The organism is Actinoplanes sp. NPDC051343 (genome assembly GCF_044455125.1).
GTDB lineage: Bacteria > Actinomycetota > Actinomycetes > Mycobacteriales > Micromonosporaceae > Actinoplanes.
The window spans coordinates 263,104-282,136 of record NZ_JBITEL010000004.1; the positions used below are offsets into that span (position 1 = coordinate 263,104).

Annotated in this window: 18 protein-coding genes; 13 read left to right on the forward strand and 5 right to left on the reverse strand. The window is 71.3% G+C overall.

The features are described 5' to 3' along the window. Window positions 1-68 precede the first annotated feature (68 nt). Both map and ACIA5C_RS15320 read left to right on the forward strand, forming a co-directional pair. Window positions 69-926, forward strand: coding sequence for a type I methionyl aminopeptidase (map, locus tag ACIA5C_RS15315; RefSeq protein WP_396054799.1), 858 nt, complete (start codon window positions 69-71; stop codon window positions 924-926). Further along, entirely contained in the window at window positions 923-1,621 is a 699-nt protein-coding gene (locus tag ACIA5C_RS15320; RefSeq protein ID WP_396054801.1) for a VIT1/CCC1 transporter family protein, read from the forward strand. The genes map and ACIA5C_RS15320 overlap by 4 nt, the downstream gene beginning before the upstream one ends. A 206-nt stretch (window positions 1,622-1,827) precedes the next feature. On the opposite strand, the gene ACIA5C_RS15325 is transcribed toward ACIA5C_RS15320, so the two are convergent. From ACIA5C_RS15325 to ACIA5C_RS15335, 3 genes are all read right to left on the reverse strand, one after another. After that, window positions 1,828-2,535 (reverse strand): nucleotidyltransferase domain-containing protein, encoded by a 708-nt coding sequence (locus tag ACIA5C_RS15325; RefSeq protein WP_396054803.1) that lies wholly within the window; start codon window positions 2,533-2,535, stop codon window positions 1,828-1,830. A gap of 72 nt (window positions 2,536-2,607) precedes the next feature. Beyond that, a complete protein-coding gene (locus ACIA5C_RS15330) occupies window positions 2,608-3,039 on the reverse strand; it encodes a ferritin-like domain-containing protein (RefSeq protein ID WP_396054805.1) in 432 nt (143 codons plus the stop codon). Beyond that, window positions 3,036-3,536 carry a hypothetical protein gene (locus tag ACIA5C_RS15335; protein WP_396054807.1) on the reverse strand — a complete coding sequence of 167 codons (501 nt, stop codon included), beginning with the start codon at window positions 3,534-3,536 and terminating at the stop codon, window positions 3,036-3,038. The genes ACIA5C_RS15330 and ACIA5C_RS15335 overlap by 4 nt, the downstream gene beginning before the upstream one ends. 173 nt (window positions 3,537-3,709) lie before the next feature. Between ACIA5C_RS15335 and rimP the strand changes: the two genes are divergently transcribed. From rimP to truB, 10 genes are all read left to right on the forward strand, one after another. Continuing rightward, a complete protein-coding gene (gene rimP / locus ACIA5C_RS15340; RefSeq protein ID WP_396054809.1) occupies window positions 3,710-4,327 on the forward strand; it encodes a ribosome maturation factor RimP in 618 nt (205 codons plus the stop codon). After that, a complete protein-coding gene (gene nusA, locus ACIA5C_RS15345; RefSeq protein WP_396054811.1) occupies window positions 4,324-5,340 on the forward strand; it encodes a transcription termination factor NusA in 1,017 nt (338 codons plus the stop codon). The genes rimP and nusA overlap by 4 nt, the downstream gene beginning before the upstream one ends. Then, complete coding sequence (locus ACIA5C_RS15350; RefSeq protein ID WP_396054813.1) at window positions 5,318-5,674, forward strand: YlxR family protein; 357 nt, start codon at window positions 5,318-5,320, stop codon at window positions 5,672-5,674. Before nusA ends, ACIA5C_RS15350 begins: the two co-directional genes overlap by 23 nt. A gap of 142 nt (window positions 5,675-5,816) precedes the next feature. Beyond that, window positions 5,817-8,918 carry a translation initiation factor IF-2 gene (gene infB / locus ACIA5C_RS15355; RefSeq protein WP_396054815.1) on the forward strand — a complete coding sequence of 1,034 codons (3,102 nt, stop codon included), beginning with the start codon at window positions 5,817-5,819 and terminating at the stop codon, window positions 8,916-8,918. A gap of 84 nt (window positions 8,919-9,002) precedes the next feature. Beyond that, entirely contained in the window at window positions 9,003-10,016 is a 1,014-nt protein-coding gene (locus ACIA5C_RS15360; protein WP_396054817.1) for a TRM11 family SAM-dependent methyltransferase, read from the forward strand. Window positions 10,017-10,027: 11 nt separating this feature from the next. Continuing rightward, window positions 10,028-10,327 carry a DUF503 domain-containing protein gene (locus tag ACIA5C_RS15365; protein ID WP_396054819.1) on the forward strand — a complete coding sequence of 100 codons (300 nt, stop codon included), beginning with the start codon at window positions 10,028-10,030 and terminating at the stop codon, window positions 10,325-10,327. Window positions 10,328-10,437: 110 nt separating this feature from the next. Then, window positions 10,438-10,917: a 30S ribosome-binding factor RbfA gene (gene rbfA, locus ACIA5C_RS15370; protein WP_396054821.1), complete on the forward strand. Its 480-nt coding sequence runs from the start codon at window positions 10,438-10,440 to the stop codon at window positions 10,915-10,917. Continuing rightward, the gene (locus ACIA5C_RS15375; RefSeq protein WP_396054823.1) at window positions 10,914-11,966 is read left to right on the forward strand and encodes a bifunctional oligoribonuclease/PAP phosphatase NrnA; all 1,053 of its coding nucleotides are present in this window, start codon (window positions 10,914-10,916) and stop codon (window positions 11,964-11,966) included. The genes rbfA and ACIA5C_RS15375 overlap by 4 nt, the downstream gene beginning before the upstream one ends. Window positions 11,967-12,676: 710 nt before the next feature. Further along, on the forward strand, window positions 12,677-14,011 hold the full coding sequence (locus ACIA5C_RS15380) for an MATE family efflux transporter (RefSeq protein WP_396054825.1): 1,335 nt from the start codon (window positions 12,677-12,679) through the stop codon (window positions 14,009-14,011). Between the two features lie 24 nt (window positions 14,012-14,035). Beyond that, a complete protein-coding gene (gene truB, locus ACIA5C_RS15385) occupies window positions 14,036-14,932 on the forward strand; it encodes a tRNA pseudouridine(55) synthase TruB (protein WP_396054827.1) in 897 nt (298 codons plus the stop codon). A 10-nt stretch (window positions 14,933-14,942) separates the two neighbouring features. Here truB and ACIA5C_RS15390 read toward each other — a convergent pair whose 3' ends face one another. Together ACIA5C_RS15390 and ACIA5C_RS15395 are read right to left on the reverse strand one after the other, a co-directional pair. After that, on the reverse strand, window positions 14,943-15,332 hold the full coding sequence (locus ACIA5C_RS15390) for a response regulator (RefSeq protein WP_396054829.1): 390 nt from the start codon (window positions 15,330-15,332) through the stop codon (window positions 14,943-14,945). Beyond that, a complete protein-coding gene (locus ACIA5C_RS15395) occupies window positions 15,329-17,998 on the reverse strand; it encodes a response regulator (RefSeq protein WP_396054831.1) in 2,670 nt (889 codons plus the stop codon). Before ACIA5C_RS15395 ends, ACIA5C_RS15390 begins: the two co-directional genes overlap by 4 nt. Window positions 17,999-18,052: 54 nt before the next feature. Between ACIA5C_RS15395 and ACIA5C_RS15400 the strand changes: the two genes are divergently transcribed. Continuing rightward, complete coding sequence (locus ACIA5C_RS15400) at window positions 18,053-18,985, forward strand: bifunctional riboflavin kinase/FAD synthetase (RefSeq protein ID WP_396054833.1); 933 nt, start codon at window positions 18,053-18,055, stop codon at window positions 18,983-18,985. Window positions 18,986-19,033 lie beyond the last annotated feature (48 nt).

The window sequence follows — 19,033 nt, forward strand, 5'->3', positions numbered from 1 at the left end:
CACCGGTGCCGTTATGCGACCGCGGCTCTCGGCCCGGCGGCGCGCGGGCTCGGCGATAGGCTGGGGCTATGACCGTTCGTGCCCCACTGGTGCCGGGTAAACAGTCGCCCTGGCGGGCGGTCCCGGCATCCATCGTCCGTCCTGAATATGTCGGAAAGAAGCGCCCGAAAGAGTGGCGTGGTTCGCACGTGCAGACCACCGAGACCATCGACAAGATGCGGGTGGCGAGCCGGTTGGCCGCGCAGGCGACCCAGCTCGCGGGGGAACACTGCAAACCGGGCGTGACGACCGACGAGATCGACCGGGTGGTGCACGAGTTCCTCTGCGACCATGGGGCCTACCCGTCGACGCTGGGCTACAAGGGTTTCCCCAAGTCGTGCTGCACCTCGCTCAACGAGGTGATCTGCCACGGCATCCCCGACTCCACGGTGATCGACGACGGCGACATCATCAACGTCGACGTCACCGCCTACATCGGCGGCGTGCACGGCGACACCGACGCGACGTTCCTGGTCGGTGACGTCAGCGAGGAGGCCCGGCTGCTGGTCGAGCGCACCCACGAGGCGATGATGCGGGGCATCAGGGCGGTGGCGCCGGGCCGCCCGATCAACGTGATCGGCCGGGTCATCGAGTCGTACGCGAAGCGGTTCGGCTACGGCGTGGTCCGCGAATTCACCGGCCACGGCATCGGCGAGACCTTCCACTCCGGCCTGTACGTGCCGCACTACGACAACCCGCGCCTCGACGTGGTCATGGAGCCGGGCATGACCTTCACCATCGAGCCGATGATCACACTCGGCACCCACGAGTGGGACATGTGGGCCGACGGCTGGACCGTGGTCACCAAGGACCGTCAGTGGACCGCGCAGTTCGAGCACACCCTGGTGGTGACCGAGGACGGATGCGAGATCCTCACCGTTCCGTGACCGCGGTCATCGAGCACCACCACGCCGACGTCAGCGGCGGCTGGCTGCGCGCGGCCACCTTCGGCGCGATGGACGGCCTGGTCACCAACATCGCGCTGATCGCCGGGGTGGGCGGCGGCGGAGCCGGCCACCGGGCCCTGCTGCTGACCGGCGCAGCCGGCCTGGTCGCCGGCGCCATCTCGATGGGCCTGGGCGAATACACCAGCGTCCGCACCCAGAACGAGCAGGTCGCGGCCGAACTCGACAAGGAACTCCACGAGCTCAAGGTCAACCCGGACGGCGAGGCCGAGGAACTGGTCGCGATGTGGGTGGCCCGCGGGCTGCCGGTCGCGCTGGCCCGGCAGGTCGCCGACGTGCTCAAGAAGCATCCCGAGCAGGCGCTGCGGGTGCACGCGCAGGAGGAACTGGGCGTGGTGCCGGACGAGCTGCCCAGCCCATGGACCGCGGCCGTGTCGTCCTTCGTCTGCTTCGCCGTCGGCGCGCTGTTCCCGCTGCTGCCCTACCTGTTCGGCCTCGACAACCTGTGGCTGGCGCTGGGCATCGGCGGAGTCGGCCTGTTCACCGCGGGCGCGATCGTGGGCCGTTTCACCGCCCGCCCGTGGTGGAGCGGCGGCTTCCGGCAGCTCGTGCTGGGCGCCCTGGCCGCGGCCGCGACCTACGGCATCGGCGCCCTGATCGGCGTCGGCGTCTCCTAGGTGCTTTCCGCGGCCGGCGGCTGGGTGCTTTCGGCGGCCGGCGGCTGGGTGGCCGGCGGCTGGGTGTTTTCGGCGGCCGGCGGCTGGGCGGCTGGCGGCTGGGTGCTTTCGGGAGCCGGCGGCTGGGTGGCCGGCGGCTGGGTGTTTTCGGCGGCCGGCGCTGGGTGCTTTCGGCGGCCGCCGCTCGGGGCTTTCGGCGGCCGGCGCTAGTCGAAGAGGGCGTTGAGGGCGCCGTCGACCGGGCGGCCGCGGGCGGTCAGCTCCTCGGCCTGTGTCTTCAGCACCGCCGCCAGCTCCTGGATGTCGGCGCCGGCCACCCCGGTGCGCTTGACCGCGTCGGCCGCATTGCGGAAGTAGGTGCGGGTGAGGAAGCCGGCCACCAGGGCCGCACGCAGCCGGGCCTCGGCGATCATCACCAGCGCGGCGTCCGTCTCGTACCACTCGGCGAGGCGGACCGCGCGGCCGTGCGCGGCCGACGCCATCTCCCAGTTGTGCCGGGCCAGCCCGGTGAACTCGGGTGGCCGCGCCTCGGCCAGGCGGGCGAGGTGCATGTCGCGCTGCTTGCCGAACCAGCCGCCCGGGTCGTGGGACGCCCGCGTGGTCACGAACCGGTCGGCGTCGAGCGGCCAGCGCGGGGTGAGCCGGCGGGCCCGGAGCAGTCCTTCCTCGCCGGTCGCCACCTCGAGGTCGACCAGCGTGCCGTCGACCTTGCGCAGCGCGGCCCGCGGTCCGGAGCCGGCCCGATAGGTGACGACGAGCAGGTTGACGTCGCTGCCGTCCTGGTCGTCGCCGTGGGCCAGCGAGCCGTGCACGCCGATCGCCTGCACGTCGGCCGACCACCGCCGCTGGATCAGCTCGGACAGCCGGACGGCCAGGTCGCCCCGGGCCGTGGTGACGTCGATCTCCTCGCGCACCCCGCCATTGTTGTGCATCGACGTCGGCCGGTCAGCACTCCGGCACTGAGCACGAAAACGGACAAAATCCCCCTAGCCGGCGCGACCGGGGAATGGCAGGGTCAGCGGATCGGCCGACGCCCGGCGCCGCCACCTGGTGGCGCGTACGGCCGCGTCGGTCAGCGCCGACAGCGCGGTGGTGCGATCGGCCGATCCGGTGACCGGCAGGACCGGCCGCCACGCCTGGGCCACCCCGTCCTCGACGTGAATTGCCAGCTTGAGCGCCGAGTCGCGGTCGGTCACCGGGAACGGCAGGTCGTAGCCGGCCGGCGTCGCCGGTGCCTTCACCTTGAGCTCGTCGAGGCGGGTCACCACGTAGTTACGCCGCTGCCGGTGCGCGGTCTCGGCGGTGTGCGCGTCGGACTTCTCGTCGTCGCTCTCCAGCTGGACGCCGAGCACGCCGTACGCATAGATCGCGGCGTTCTCGGCCGCGAGGGCCGCACCCAGGGCGTCGCCCGCGCTCATCGCAGCGCCTCGGCGTGGGTGGCCCGGCAGGCGGCGATCGAGCCGATCAGCGCCGCCCGGTCGGCCGGGGCCTGCTTGCAGGCGGTGACCGCGTTGCGCTGAGCGGCCTGTTCGGCGGTCCGCAGCCCGGCCAGCACGTCGCCCGAGCCGACCGCGGCCGGTGCCGCCGTGGGCACCGCCTTGCCGATCAGCTTGGCCAGAGCGGCGGCGTGCGCACGGTGGTCGTCGGCGAGCGGCTTGAGCCGGGCGGCCAGATCGGGCTGGGCGGCGGCCGCCTTGTCGTACGCCCCGGCCAGCGCGACCGCCTCGGCGAGCAGCGGCTGCAAGGCGTCGTTCCCTTCAGTCGACGACGTGGTGGGTTTGCTGCCGAACAGTCCGCATCCGGACAGTGCCGCACTGCCCAGCCCGGTAGCCGCCATGCCCAGCACCCGCCGCCGGCTCGGTCGCTCCGGGTTCATCCGCACCGCGTTCATCCGCACCGGGCCAGTGAACACCATCGGGCATAGGTGGTGACCTGCGGATGGCGCCGATTCGGAGCGGCGGCGGCGCGTCCCGACAGCGCGCGCGTTACGCTCTGCGTCAGCCGCGGGGCATTTTCGCCCGGCGGCCCACCGTCGTTGATCGACTACAGCGTCGTTTATCGACATAGCCGAGGAGAGGTCGAGTCTCGATGACGCAGCGTGGCCGTGCCGGATCCCGGCCCGGCAGCCGTCCCGGCGCCCGCCGGCGGGAAGAGGCGGCCGATCGCGCTCCCGCGGCGCCACGCATCGACCTCGCCGCGGCCAAGGCCAGGGTGCGGGCCGTGATCGAACCGGTCGTCGAGGCGGCCGGCTACGACCTCGAAGAGGTCGGCCTGTCGCGGGCCGGCCGCCGTTACGTGGTCCGGGTGCTGGTCGACGCCGACGGGGGCATCAACCTCGACGGCGTCGCCGCGGTCTCCCGCGAGATCTCGGCCGCGCTCGACGCGGCCGAGGAGGGCGGGGGCGAGGTGCTCCCGGGCGAATACCAGCTCGAGGTCGGCTCGCCGGGTGTCGACCGGCCGCTGACCCTGCCGCGCCACTGGCGGCGCAACATCACCCGACTGGTCGCGGTCAACGGCCTGACCGGACGCGTGCTCGACGTCGACGAGAGCGGCATCGTTCTCGACGTCGACGGCACCCCCCGCGCGCTGCGTTTCGACGAGCTCGGCCCCGGCAAGGTGCAGGTCGAGTTCAAGCGCATGGACGAGGCCGATTTCGGCGACGAAGAAGAAGACGACGTTGACGACGAAGGGGAGGGCGAGGAGTGAACATCGACCTCGCGGCGCTACGCGCCCTGGAGCGCGAGCGGGAGATCCCGTTCGAGACGATCATCGCGGCCATCGAGACCGCGCTGCTGACCGCCTACCGGCACACCGACGGAGCCGAGGGTCACGCTCGCGTCGAGATCGACCGCAAGACCGGGGTGGCCTCGGTGCTGGCCCAGGAACTGGACGCGGACGGCACCGTGGTGCGGGAGTGGGACGACACCCCGCACGACTTCGGCCGGATCGCCGCGATGACCGCCAAGCAGGTGATCCTGCAGCGTCTGCGTGAGGCGACCGACGAGCAGCACTTCGGGGAATATGCGGGGCGCGACGGCGACCTGGTCACCGGCATCGTGCAGGCGGATGCCGCCCGGGCCGAGAAGGGCATCGTGATCGTCGACCTCGGCAAGATCGAGGCGATCCTGCCCCAGTCCGAGCAGGTCCCCGGCGAGTCCTACGAGCACGGCGCCCGGCTGCGGGCGATCGTGGTGCATGTGGCCAAGGGCTTCCGCGGCCCCCAGATCACCCTCTCGCGCTCGCATCCGGCGCTGGTCAAGCGGATGTTCGCGCTCGAGGTTCCGGAGATCGCCGACGGCACGGTCGAGATCGCCGCGATCGCGCGTGAGGCAGGTCACCGTTCGAAGATCGCGGTCCGTTCGACCGTTCCCGGGGTCAACGCCAAGGGCGCCTGCATCGGCCCGATGGGGCAGCGGGTGCGGGCCGTCATGAGCGAACTGCACGGCGAGAAGATCGACATCATCGACTTCTCGGAGGACCCGGCGCAGTTCGTCGGCAACGCGCTCTCGCCGGCAAAAGCCCTGCGTGTGGAGGTCGTCGATGCGGCCTCCCGCACCGCCCGGGTGACCGTTCCCGACTTCCAGTTGTCGCTGGCGATCGGTCGCGAGGGGCAGAACGCCCGGCTGGCGGCCCGGCTCACCGGCTGGCGCATCGACATCCATCCGGACAACGAGCCCGCCCAGACCCCGGATCGCGATGCGGCCGAGGCAGGAAGCTGACCGGATACGCGCCACCGACGCACGAGGGGTAGACTTTCCAGTGGTCGGGGAGAATTTCACCCGTACCTGTATTGGCTGTCGCAATCGGGCGGCGGCTTTTGAGTTGATTCGGTTCGTCTCGACCGGTTCCGGAGATGATCTCCGGCTCCAGCCGGATCCGAGCCGCCGATTGCCGGGCCGGGGAGCGCATCTGCATCCTGATCCGGCCTGCTTCGCGCTGGCGGAGCGGCGTCGTGCTTTCGGGCGCGCGCTGCGACTTTCCGGGGTCCCTGACACCGGGCCGCTGGCCGAGCACATCCGCACGGTCTCTGTGGCCGTGGGGAACGACCGATGACTCGGCCCTGGTGGCCGAGCCACGACCAGCAAGGTAGGACGACCTAGATGAGCACACGATGAAGTCCCTGAAATGACCAGGCTTCTAGTGCACGAGTGAGGTCTGCGGGCGCTGCTCGCACGACCTCGAAGTGAGGAGTGCAGTGCCAGGCAAGGCCCGCGTTCACGAGCTCGCCAAAGAGCTCGGGGTCGACAGCAAGACCGTTCTCGCCAAGCTCAAAGACATGGGCGAGTTCGTCAAGTCCGCATCCAGCACGGTCGAGGCCCCGGTGGCCCGGCGGCTCCGTGGTGCCTTCGAGACAGGTTCGGCCGCTCCGGCGGCGCCCGCCTCGTCCGCGCCCAGTGCCTCCGGAGCAAGCGCCCCGGCGCCCACCGCCCGCCCCAACCCGACCGGCGCCCGGCCCCAGCCGCCGCGCCGCCCGTCCGCTCCGGCCACAAGCGAGCCCAGCACCGAGCTGTCCAGCTCGGAGCTGTCCAGCGCGCCCACGTCGCCGGCGCCGTCCCCGGGCCCGTTTGTGCGGCCCAAGCCGCCGACCGGCCGTCCGGGCCCGACGCCCGGCCCGGTCACCAAGCCGGCCAGTGCCCACGACATCGAGGTGGCGGCCGCCGAGGCCCGCGCCTCGGCGTTGAAGGCCGAGCAGGAGGCCGCGGTCAAGGCCGCTCAGGCCGCCCGCACCCGCGACGCCGAGCGTCGCGCCCAGCAGCCGCCGTCCGACGGCGCGACCACGCGTCCGCGTCCCGGCCCCGGCTCCGTTCCGCCTCGTCCGGGTTCCCCGGCCGCTCGTCCGCCGGCGTCTGGTGCGCCCGGTGGCCCGCGTCCCGGTCCGGCCGGTGGCGCCCCGCGGCCGCCCGCGCGCGGTCCGGGTAACAACCCGTTCGGGGTTTCCGGTGGCGGCGCTCCGCGGCCGAACCCCTCGGCCATGCCTCGTCCCAACCAGCCCGGCATGCCGCCGCGGCCGAGCCCGGCATCGATGCCGCCGCGGCCCAGCCCGGCGTCCATGCCGGCGCAGCGTCCTGGTCGTCCGGCTGGTCCCGGTGCCGGCCGTCCCGGTGGTCCCGGCGGCGGTCGTGGCGGTCCGGGTGGCGGCGGTGGCGGTGGCTTCCGTGGCGGTCCCGGTGGGGGCGCCGGCGGTGGCGGCGGCTTCCGTGGCGGTCCCGGTGCGGGCGCCGGCGGTGGCGGCGGTTACCGCGGTGGTCCCGGCGGTGCCGGCGGTGGCGGTGGCTACCGCGGCGGCCCCGGCGGCGGCGGTGGCGGTCCGGTCGGTGCCGGTGCCCCGGGTCGTCCCGGTGGCGGCGGTCGTGGCCGTGGCGGCGGTGCCGCGGGTGCCTTCGGGCGTCCGGGTGGCCGTCCGACCCGTGGCCGCAAGTCGAAGAAGCAGCGGCGTCAAGAGTTCGACAACCTGTCTGCTCCGCAGATGAGTTCGGGCGCTCCGCGCGGCCAGGGTCAGGAGATCCGGCTGTCGCGTGGTGCGTCGCTCTCCGACTTCGCTGACAAGATCAACGCGAACCCCGGCTCGCTGGTCCAGGAGATGTTCAACCTGGGCGAGATGGTGACGGCCACGCAGTCGTGCTCCGATGACACCCTGCTTCTGCTGGGTGAGCACCTGGGCTTCGACGTGCAGATCGTCAGCCCGGAGGACGAGGATCGTGAGCTGCTCGCGCAGTTCAACATCGACCTCGACGCCGCGGTCGCCGAGGACCGGCTGGTCACCCGGCCGCCGGTGGTGACCGTCATGGGTCACGTCGACCACGGTAAGACGAAGCTGCTCGACGCGATCCGCAAGACCAACGTGGTGGCCGGCGAGGCGGGTGGCATCACCCAGCACATCGGTGCCTACCAGGTCGTCGTCCCTCACCAGGGTGAAGAGCGTGCGATCACGTTCCTCGACACCCCGGGCCACGAGGCGTTCACCGCCATGCGTGCCCGTGGTGCCCAGGTGACCGACATCGTGATCCTGGTGGTCGCGGCCGACGACGGCGTCATGCCGCAGACGGTCGAGGCGTTGAACCACGCCAAGGCGGCCGAGGTGCCGATCGTGGTCGCGGTCAACAAGGTCGACAAGCCGGACGCCAACCCGGACAAGGTCCGCCAGCAGCTGACCGACTACGGGCTCCTCGCCGAGGAGTACGGCGGCGACACGATGTTCGTCAACGTCGCGGCCAAGCCCGGCATCGGCATCGACGACCTGCTCGAGGCCGTCCTGCTGACCGCCGACGCGTCGCTGGAGCTGTCCGCTCCGATCGACGGGGCGGCTCAGGGCGCGGTCGTCGAGTCGCACCTCGACAAGGGTCGTGGTGCGGTGGCGACCGTGCTGGTCCAGAAGGGCACGCTGCGGGCCGGCGACTCGATCGTGGCGGGTGGCGCGCACGGTCGCGTCCGCGCCATGCTCGACGAGAACGGCAACCAGGTGGCCGAGGCACTGCCGGCGCGTCCGGTGCTGGTCCTCGGTCTCACCTCGGTGCCGGGCGCGGGCGACACGTTCCTGGCCGGCGAGGACGACCGTACGGTCCGGCAGATCGCCGAGCAGCGGCAAGCCCGCCGCCGCGCGGCGAGCTTCGCCAACTCGCGCACCAAGGCGACTCTCGAGACGCTCATGGAGCAGCTCAAGGAGGGCGAGAAGACCTCGCTCACCCTGGTCATCAAGGGCGACTCGTCCGGTTCGGTCGAGGCCCTGGAAGACGCGCTGTTCAAGATCGAGATCCCGGACGAAATCCAGCTCAAGGTCATCCACCGAGGCGTCGGTGCGATCACCGAGAGCGACGTGAACCTGGCCTCGGCTTCCTCGGATGCCACGGCCACGATCATCGGCTTCAACGTCCGGGCGTCCAACAAGGTCAAGGAGCTGGCCGACCGGGCGAACGTGGAGATCCGCTACTACAGCGTGATCTACCAGGCCATCGAGGAGATCGAGGCCGCGCTCAAGGGCCTGCTCAAGCCGGAGTACGAAGAGGTCGAGCTGGGCACGGCGGAGATCCGCGAGGTCTTCCGCTCGTCCAAGATCGGTCTGATCGCCGGCTGTATGGTCCGCACTGGTCTCCTCCGCCGCAACGCCAAGGCCCGCATCCTGCGGGAGGGCACCGTGGTGGCGGAGAACGTCACGATCAGCTCGCTGCGCCGGTTCAAGGACGACGCCACCGAGGTCCGCGAGGGCTTCGAGTGTGGTCTGACCCTGAGCGGCTTCGGCAGCCCGCAGGTCGGCGACGTGATCGAGACCTTCGAGATGCGCGAGAAGCCGCGCGCCTAAGAAGTTCGCAGGAAACGGGCCCGGCGCTTTGCGCGCCGGGCCCGCTTTCCGTTGTGGGTCACCCGGCCTGCCAAAATGGCGGCCATGTCCGCGTACGCGTTACTCCTCGCCCCGTCCGCCAACCGTGTCTACGCCGATCAGGCCTCCCGGCTGGCGATTGCCGAACTCGCCGCGTTCTCGTGGGTGCTCTCCGCGGACATCACCGAGGTCTCGCCCACCCGGATCGGCGGGGTGGAATACCTGGCGTTCGAAGGCGAGCTGAGCGCGCGGGACATCGCGTACGTGTCGAACCTGTCGTCGGCGTACGCGCTCTTCCAGCGGGAGGGTGAGCTGCTGCGGCCGCTCGAGCTGACGCCGCTGGCGCACTACGACAGTGACCTGATCACGATCCCGAAGTACGTGGGGAAGACCAACGAGCAGTTCACCAAGCTCGTCCTCAACCTCACGCTGCTCGCCTCCTCGGCGGCCGAGCGGATGCTCGACGGCCACCTGACCGTCCTCGACCCGCTCTGCGGCCGCGGCACCACGCTCAACCAGGCCCTGATGTACGGCTACGACGCGGTCGGGATCGAGATCGACGGGAAGGACGTCGAGGCGTACAAGCTGTTCCTGCAGACCTGGCTGAAGCGCAAGCGGCTCAAGCACACCGCCGAACTGGTGCCGGTGCGCCGGCAGGGGCGCCGGGCCGCCCGCCGGCTCGAGGTCACGATGGCGGCCAGCAAGGACGACCACAAAGCGGGCGCGGTGCAGAAGGTCACCGTCATCCAGGGCGACACCACCCAGCTCGACGGGCTGATCCGGGGTGGCTTCGCCGACGTGCTGGTCGCCGACCTCCCGTACGGCGTAGCCCACGGCAGCTACGACGAAGGCGGCCTGTCGAGGCGCCCGCTCGATCTGCTCGAGCGCGCCGTACCGCAGTGGCTGCCCCTGCTGCGGCCGGGCGCGGCGCTCGGGCTCTCGTGGAACACCAAGGTCGCCCGTCGTGAGCTGGCCGAGGACATCCTGCGCGCGAACGGCCTCGAGATCGTCGAGCATCTTCCCCTGGAACACCGGGTCGACCAGGGAATTGAGCGCGACGTGGTGATCGCGCGGCGGTAATCTACCGGGCGATGTTTACCGAGACCGCTGTCTTCGACCTGCTGCTGCCCAGCGACTCGCGGTCGCTCAAGCAGAAGCGTTCCTACGTCCGCCCGATCCTCGCGATGCTGAAGAAATACGAGGTCAGTGCCGCCGAGGTCGGATTCCATGACCTGCACGGCCGGGCCCTGCTCGGGGTCGCCGTGGTGGCGGCCGAGGCGGCCCAGGCCCGGGCCGTGATCGACACGTGCGAGAACCAGATGGCCGGCCGTCCCGAGGTCGAGTTGCTCTCGGTGAAGCGCCGCCTGTACGGCGACGGCGACGACGAGTGATGGGTGCGGGCTGCCGGGACGTTCGGTCGCAACGCGACCTGGGTAGGCTTCAGCACGTTGGGCGGGGGCCCGTCACGGCCCCGCTGGGACCATAGTCGGAGGTGGGCGATATGTCGGACCCGGCCAAGACGCGTCGGCACGCTGAGCGCGTACGTGAGCTGGTGGCATCGCTGGTGCGGGAGATCAAGGACCCCCGGCTCGGCATGGTCACGATCACGGACGCCCGGATCACCGGCGATCTGCGCGAGGCGACGGTCTACTACACCGTGCTCGGCGACACGACCGAGCAGGCGGGCACCCAGGCGGCGCTGGAGAGCGCCAAGGGCATGCTGCGCACCCGGGTCGGGCACGCGCTCGGTCTGCGTCACTCGCCCAGCCTGGCGTTCGTGCTCGATAACGTGCTCGACCACGCCAAGGAGATCGACGACCTGCTGGCCGAGGCGCGTCACCGTGACGAAGAGGTGCAGCGGCTCGCCGCCGGCAAGCACTACGCGGGCGACCCCGACCCCTACAAGAGCGAAGAGGAAGACGAGGACGAGGAGTCCGACTCCGACGCCGAACGCGTGGGTGCCCGGGAGGACCTCGGGTGACGACAGCCTCCGACTCAGCGGGGGGCGTCACCGACACGGAGTGGTCCGCGGCCGTCGAGGCGGTCCGCGGGCTCACCCCCGGTGACGACGGCGACAAGATCCAGCTCATCTGTCACGTCAACCCGGACGGCGACGCGCTGGGCAGCATGCTCGGCTTCGCCCTCGGGCTACGGCGACTCGGCTTCACCCGGCTCCGGGCGACCTTCCCGGGCCCGTTCGAGCTGCCCGAGCCCTACCAGACGCTGCCCGGCCGCGACCTGCTGGTCCCCGACGACCACGCCTTCCGCGACGCCGACCTGGTCATGACGTTCGACGTGGCCGCCGAGTCGCGCCTCGGTGCCCTGGTCGAACTGCTGCCGCCGGCTCCGTGCGTGGTCGCCCTCGACCATCACGCGTCCAATACCGGCTTCGGCCGGATCAACCTGGTCGACCCGCGGGCCGCCGCCACGTCGGTGGTGGCCGAGGGGCTGCTGAGCCGTCTCGGGGTCGCCCTCGACGCCGAGATCGCGGAGTGTCTCTACGTCGCTCTGTCGACCGACACCGGCTCGTTCAAGTTCGACATGACCACGCCGGCCGTACACGAGCTGGCCGCGCGCTTGATCGAGACCGGCATCAGCCCCGGCGCGATCTCCCGGCGCATCTTCGACACCCGCCCCTTCGGGGCGATCAAGCTGGTCGGTGAGGTGCTCGGCCGGGCCGCTCTCGACCCGACCGCCGCCGGCGGGCGGGGCATGGTCTGGACGTACGCCACGCTGGCCGATCTCGAACGGCACGGCCAACGGCCGTACGTGCTCGACACGCTGATCGACCCGGTACGCAGCGTGGCCGAGGCCGACGTGGCCGTGATCGTGAAGGAGCTCGCGGCGGGCGAGTGGGCGGTGTCCCTGCGCAGCAAGGGTGCGGTCGACGTGAGCCGGGTCGCAACCGCCTTCGGCGGCGGCGGCCACCGGCTGGCGGCCGGCTTCACAGGCCACGGCACGCCAGGCGAGGTAGTAGTAGCCGTACGAAAAAAGCTAGAGGCCTGCCTGATTCAGCCAACTCACCCCTAACCACCACAATCCGGCGTTTGTCGCGGTATCACGATCCGCCACGCTCCGGCGTTCGCCGCCCGTGTTTTTCACAAAACGCCACAACCCGGCGATTGCCGCCGGTGTTATCGCAGCTGATTTTGGGCCGCCCGCGGGGTTTGCGGGCGGCCCAAAATCATCTCCGATGACGCCGGGTTCCAGGCAATCGCCCGCGGAGCGAAGCGGAGCCAGCAAGCTCAGCCCAAAAACATCTCCGATGACGCCGGATCCCAGGCAATCGCCCGCGGAGCGAAGCGGAGCCAGCAAGCTCAGCCAGCAAACAGAACTCCTATCCCGGTGGCTGGGAACTAGGCGTCAAGTCGTGGACCTGAACGATAGTTTGGGGACCTGAACGGTGATTTGGTTTTCGTCCGGGTCGCGACCACCGCCCGCTGCGAAGGCCTCGAGCCGCCCGGGTTCACCCACCTGGGCCGCGTCACCTCGCCAGACGTCCGGCGATCCCGGACCAGGCCTCTGTGACGCCCTGCTCGACCGATCTTGGGGCGCGCGCCGTTGCGTGCCGACGCCCACCGTGTGGAAGGAAACACATCATGGCTGCCAAGCCGAAGCCTCAGTCCAGCGACGACGCCCGCGAGCAGGCCCGCCGGGCGCTGCAGACCTCGATGGACACGCGCCAGTAAGGCCTGGCGCACGTTGCACTGCTTACGGCAGGGCGGGCATCATGGGTAACCATGAGCCCGTCTGCCGAGGCACCACCGGCTGAACAGCAGACCCCCGCGACCGCGCGGCGGATCGTTCAGCTCGCCCTTCCGGCGCTCGTCGTGCTGGCCGCCGAGCCGCTCTACGTGCTCGTCGACACCGCCGTGGTCGGCCACCTCGGCCGCGTTCCGCTTGCGGCCGTCGCGGTTAGCGGGACCGTCATGTCGGCCGCCGCCTGGCTGGGGACGCTCCTGGCGTACGGGACGACCGGGCGTTCGGCCCGCCGGTTCGGGGCCGGTGACCGGGCCGGGGCGATCGCCGAGGGCGTTCAGGCGTCGTGGCTCGCGCTGGGCACCGGCGTACTCGTGGCGCTGGCGGCGCAAGTCCTGGCCGGACCCATCGCCGGGGCCCTGGCGGGCGACGCCGTCACCGCGCACGCGGCGGCGGGCTGGCTGCGCATAGCGGCCCTGGGCGCGCCCGGACTGTTGCTCGCGGCGGCCGGCAACGGCTGGATGCGCGGCGTGCAGGACACCCGGCGCCCGCTGCTGTTCGTGCTCGGCGCCAATGTGCTCTCCGCGATCCTCTGCCCCCTGCTGGTCTATCCGGTCGGCTGGGGCCTGACCGGTTCCGCGATCGCCAATGTGGTCGCACAGACCGTCTCCGGTGGATCGTTCCTGGTCGCGCTCGTGCGCGCGACCAGCGAACTGCGGCCCACCCTGCAGGTGATCTGGCGGCAACTGGTGCTCGGCCGCGACCTGTTCATCCGGGGTGCCGCCTTCCAGGCCTGCTTCGTCTCCGCGACCGCGGTCGCGTCCCGCTTCGGCGTCGCCTCGGTCGGCGCCCACCAGATCGCCCTCCAGTTGTGGTTCTTCAGTTCGCTGGTGCTGGACGCGGTCGCCATCGCGGCGCAGTCGCTGGTCGGGGCGGCGCTCGGCGCGTCCGACGGCGCTCTGGCCCGCGACGTGGCCCGCCGGGTGACCATCGCCGGCGCGGTGGCCGGCGTGGCGTTCGGGCTGCTCGCCCTAGCCGGGGCGGGCGTGGTGCCGGGCTGGTTCACCGGCGACCGCGGGGTGATCGAGCAGGCCGCGATCATCTGGCCGTGGTTCATCGGGATGATGCCGTTCGCCGGGGTGGTCTTCGCCCTCGACGGCGTACTGATCGGTGCGGGCGACGTGCGCTACATGCGCAACATCACGCTGGCCTCGGCGATGTTCGGCTTCCTGCCCGCGATCTGGCTCGCCTACGGCCTCGACCTCGGCATCCGCGGCGTCTGGGCGGGTCTCACGCTGTTCATCATGATCCGCTTCGTGACCATGGTTTGGCGGTGGAGATCCGCCCGGTGGGCGGTCCTGGGCGCCACCCGGTAAAGCCGGTCTGGCAGGGTGGGGCGGGTGACAGCGGACGGGCTCATCGTGGTGGACAAACCGGCGGGGATGACCTCGCACGACGTCGTGGCGCGCATCCGGCGCCTGGCTAAGACTCGCCGGGTCGGGCACGGCGGCACCCTCGACCCGATGGCGACCGGCGTCCTGATCATCGGCGTCAACCGGGCGACCCGCCTGCTCACGTACGTGATCGGCTCGGAGAAGAGCTACGCCGCCACGATCCGTCTCGGCGAGTCGACGATCACCGACGACGCCGAGGGCGAGGTCACCGCGACCACTCCGGTCAGCGGCGTTTCCGACGCCGCGGTGCACGACTGCCTGGAGGCGCAGCGCGGCGAGATCGACCAGGTGCCGAGCGCGGTCAGCGCCATCAAGATCGACGGCAAGCGGGCGTACAAGCGGGTCCGCGAGGGCGAGGAGTTCGAACTCCCGTCCCGCCGGGTGACCATCTCCCGGCTCGACGTGCTCGACCTGCGCCACACGGTCACCGCCGACGGGCGCGAAGTCATCGACGTCGACATCGAGGTGACCTGCTCGTCGGGCACCTACATCCGCGCGATCGCGCGCGACCTGGGCGGGACGCTCGGGGTCGGCGGGCATCTGACCGCGCTGCGGCGCACCGCGGTCGGCGGGATGACGCTGGCCGAGGCGGTCACGCTGGAGCAACTCGAGGAGAAGGCGCCGGAGGTCATCTCGCTGCCGATGGCCGAGGCGGCGCGGCAGACCTTCCCCCAGCGGTCGGCTTCCGCCGACGAGGCCAAGGTGCTCAGCCACGGCGGCCCGCTCACGCCGGTCGGCATCGAGGGACCGTACGCCGTTTTCGCCCCGTCCGGTGAGCTGCTGGCGATCGTGTCGGAGAAGGCGGGCCGCGCCCGAGCCGAGATCGTGCTCGCACCGGCCTAGGACAGGTCCTCTACGGCAGGTGGCGGGCTACGGTCGCGACCAGGTCGGCGGCGGCGTAGGGCTTGTCCAGGAAGCCGTCGCAGCCGGCCTCGATCGCCGCGGCGCGGTCGGACGGGAGGACGCTGGCCGTCACCGCGACCACGGCCGGCCTGCGACGGCCGGTCGGCATGCCGCCCGAGGCCAGTTCGCGGGCCAGGCTCAGGCCGTTGCCGTCGGGCAGGTTCATGTCGAGCAGCACCAGGTCGACGTCCTCGGTGCCCAGCTTCTCGCGGGCCGAGGCCAGGCTGAGCGCGTCGATCACCGCCGCCTCCCGCACCGCGGCCACCTCGGCCCGGGCGAGCACCGCCTTGACCAGGGTGCGGTTCAGTTCCTCGTCCTCGACCAGGAGAATCTTCGTCACCGGACGTCCTTCCGATTGTCTTCCTGAGCCGGCTGGACCGGTCGGCTGCCGAGCAGAGGTGCCAGGTTTTCCCATCCCGGCCCGCCGGCCATCGCGTCCGCCACCATGCCGCCGGCCATGGCCGTGGCGACCAGCGGCCCGGCGTCGGCGGGGGAGCGGCCGGTCAGGGCGGCCGCGCTCAGGCCGAGCACCGGGGTGTGCCGGGTGGCCGGTTCCCGCTCGATGGCGGCCAGGAGGCTGAAACCGTCGACTTCGGGTGACTGCATGTCGCAGACGATCAGGTCGAACTCGCCCTTGCGGCTCATCGCCAGGCCTTCGCGTCCGTCGGCGCAGGTCACCACGTCGGCGCCGCCGGCCCGCAGGCCGTCCTCGATCGCCTGGCGGACCGCGTCGTCGTGATCGACCACGAGGACCCGCGGGGTGGGCCGGGTGGCGATCGCGGCGGCCAGCGCGCGCAGCAGCTTGGCCTGGTCGATCGGCTTGACGAAGTAGTCGTTCGCGCCCAGAGCCAGCCCGGATTCGGGGTCGTCAATGATGCTGGCGAAGAAGACCGGGATGCCGGCCAGCCGGTCGTCCGCCTTGATCCGGCGGATGACCTCCCAGCCGTCGATGTCGGGCAGGGCGACGTCGAGCACGATCGCGTCGGGGGCGTGTGCGCGGGCGGCGGACAGCCCGGTCTCGCCGTCGCCGGCCACGTCGACCCGGTAGCCGGCGGTGTTGAGCTGGGCGCACATCAGGTCGGCGGCCTGCGGGTCGTCCTCGATCAGCAGCACGTAGGGCTGATTGCCGCTGTGCCCGGGCGGTGGCATCGAGCGGATCACGGGGGCGCCGGGCATGCGTACGGTGAAAACGCTGCCTTCGCCGGGCTCCGAGCGTACGGAAATCTCGCCGCCGTGAGCCTCGATCAGCCGGCGCGTGAGCGCCAGGCCCAGCCCGGTCCCCGCACGCTGCCGGTCGGGATCGCCGACCTGTTGGAACTCCTCGAAGATCCGGCTCTGATCGGCCTCGTCGATGCCGACGCCGGTGTCCGCCACCGAGACGAACACCTGGTCCTCGGCGGCCTGGACGAGCACCGCGACCGTCCCGCCCTGCGGGGTGAATTTGATCGCGTTGGAGAGCAGGTTCTCGACGATCTGCCGGAACCGGACCCGGTCGGCCAGCGCGGTCGCCGGCAGCAGCGTGGTGTCGACGGTGATCTCTTTGGTGGTGAAGAGCGGGCTCAGGCCGGTGAGCAGTTCCTGCACCGCGGTGTCGACCCGCAGCGGGGCGAGGCGCAGTTCCAGGCGCCCGGCTTCGACCTTGGCCAGGTCGAGGATGTCGTTGATCAGGCCGAGCAGATGCCGGCCGCTGGTGTGGATGTGCTCGACCCATTCGGCCGGCACCTTGCGCCGGTCGCCGTCCGGCTCCTCCATGCGCATCAGGTCGCTGAATCCGATGATCGCGTTGAGCGGGGTGCGCAGCTCGTGGCTCATGTTGGCGAGGAACGAGCTCTTGGCCTGGTTGGCCCGGGTGAGCGCGTCGACCGAGACGCTCAGTTCGGTGGCCAGCCGGCGCTGGGCGTCGAGCACGGCCTGACGTTCGGCGAGCACTCCGGCCTGGCCGCCGAGGGCCACGAAGAGCCGCAGGTCGTCGTCGCTGAACAGGGTGCGGTGGGAGTGGAAGAGCAGCACGGCGCCCTCGACGTCGGGCGGCACCGGCATGCTGACCACGGTGACGAAGTCGTCGCCCATATCGTCACCGAAGTGTGTGAGCACCTCGGCGGCGCTCTCCCGGAGCCGGGCCGGTTGCCCGACCCGGATGAGCGCGGTCAGGTCCGCGCCGCTGAGCCCTTCCGGCCGGGCGATCCGCGGTCCGGCGTACGCGACCTGGGCCAGTTGCCCGTCGGCCCGCGGCATGAGCACGGCGACCGCGTCGGAGCCGGTCTGCACCCGCATGATGTCGGCGTAGGTCTGCCAGACCTGTTCGGGTGATTCGACCGGGGCCCGCAGCAACCGCTCGGTGATCTCCTGTGCCGCGGTGGCCGAGAACATCCGGCGCAGCCAGCGCGGAGGCACGAAGGCGACCAGGTAGCCGACCCCGCTGATCAGGGCGAGCACCCGGCTGACGGTCGGCAGGGACGGGTTGGCGTGCGGCATCGCGCCCAGCCCGATGAACACGATCATCGCGCCGAAGACGATGGTGGCCAGGGCCGCGGTTATCAGCCGGGCCCGGTTGGCTCCGGTACGGGTGCGCGCCTTGTCCCACAGCAGCAGGGCCGCCACCAGTTCGCTGAGCGAGAACGCGACCATCATCGAGACGAGTTCGCGCCGGTCGAGCGGTCGCGGGGCGAGCACGATCGGCACGGCGATCGCCACGTAGGCGCCGATCATCAGCCAGTGCACCGAACGGGGTACCCGCCGCAGGCGACCGGCGAGCCGCACGGTGAGGTAGGGCTGGGTGAGCAGGATCGCACTGGCCGTGATGCCGACCCAGGGCGACAGGTGGCCGCCGCTGGCCCGCCGGGCCAGGTCGACCCCGAAGACGGCCGTGCAGGGCAGGAACACGAGCGTGACGTCGCGCCACATGGGATCGCGTTTGCGCAGGTAGCCACCGAGGGCGCGGAGGAAGAGAACCGCGAAGGTCAGCTCCGCCGCGAGCAGGACTAAGGCACTCCAACCAATGGGCATATCGGCGCTAATCGTACCGTTTCGGTCGGGTTGGCAGGCCGATACGCTGTGCCCATGCAGCGTTGGCGCGGATATGAGTCGGTGCCGGGCGGTTGGGGCCGGTCCGTCGTCACGATCGGGGTCTTCGACGGTGTGCACCGCGGGCACCAGGCGATCATCGGGCACGCCGTGAAGCGGGCCCGCGACCTCGGCCTCCAGTCGGTGGTGATGACCTTCGACCCGCACCCCTCCGAGGTCGTGCGCCCGGGTTCGCACCCGGCCGTGCTGACCGAGCCGGTGCGCAAGGCCGAGCTCATCGAGCAGCTGGGCGTCGACGCGCTCTGCGTGCAGCCGTTCACCCCGGCGTTCTCCCAGCTCGGCCCGGACGCGTTCGTGCACGACGTGCTGGTCGAGGCGTTGCACGCGGCGGTCGTGGTGGTCGGCGACAACTTCCGGTTCGGGCACCGGGCGGCCGGTGACGTGCCGCTACTCGAGCGGCTGGGCCGGTCGTTCGGCTTCGAGGTGGAAGATGCGCCGCTGGTCTCCGACAACGGGCTGGTGTTCAGCTCGACGTACATCCGCAGTTGCGTCGACGCGGGTGACGTCCGCGCCGCGGCCGCCGCCCTCGGGCGGCCGCACCAGGTCGGCGGCGTCGTGGTCCGCGGTGACCAGCGCGGCCGCGAGCTCGGCTTCCCGACCGCCAACCTGATGGTCCACCGCTACGCCGCGGTCCCGGCCGACGGTGTCTACGCGGCCTGGCTGATCCGGGGCGGCGAGCACGCCGGACGGCTGCCGGCCAGCGTCTCGATCGGGACGAACCCGACGTTCAGCGGGCAGGAGCGGCGGGTCGAGGCGTACGTGCTCGACTTCGCCGGTGACCTGTACGGCGAGCGGGTCGCCCTCGATTTCGTCGCCCACCTGCGTGAGCAGCGTCGATATGACGGCATCGAGCCGCTGGTGGCGCAGATCCGGCAGGACGTCGAGGAGACCCGCGCGTTGCTTGGTTGACGCACTGGTAAGGTGGAAGCGGCGTTGGAGTTAACCACGCCGCTTTTA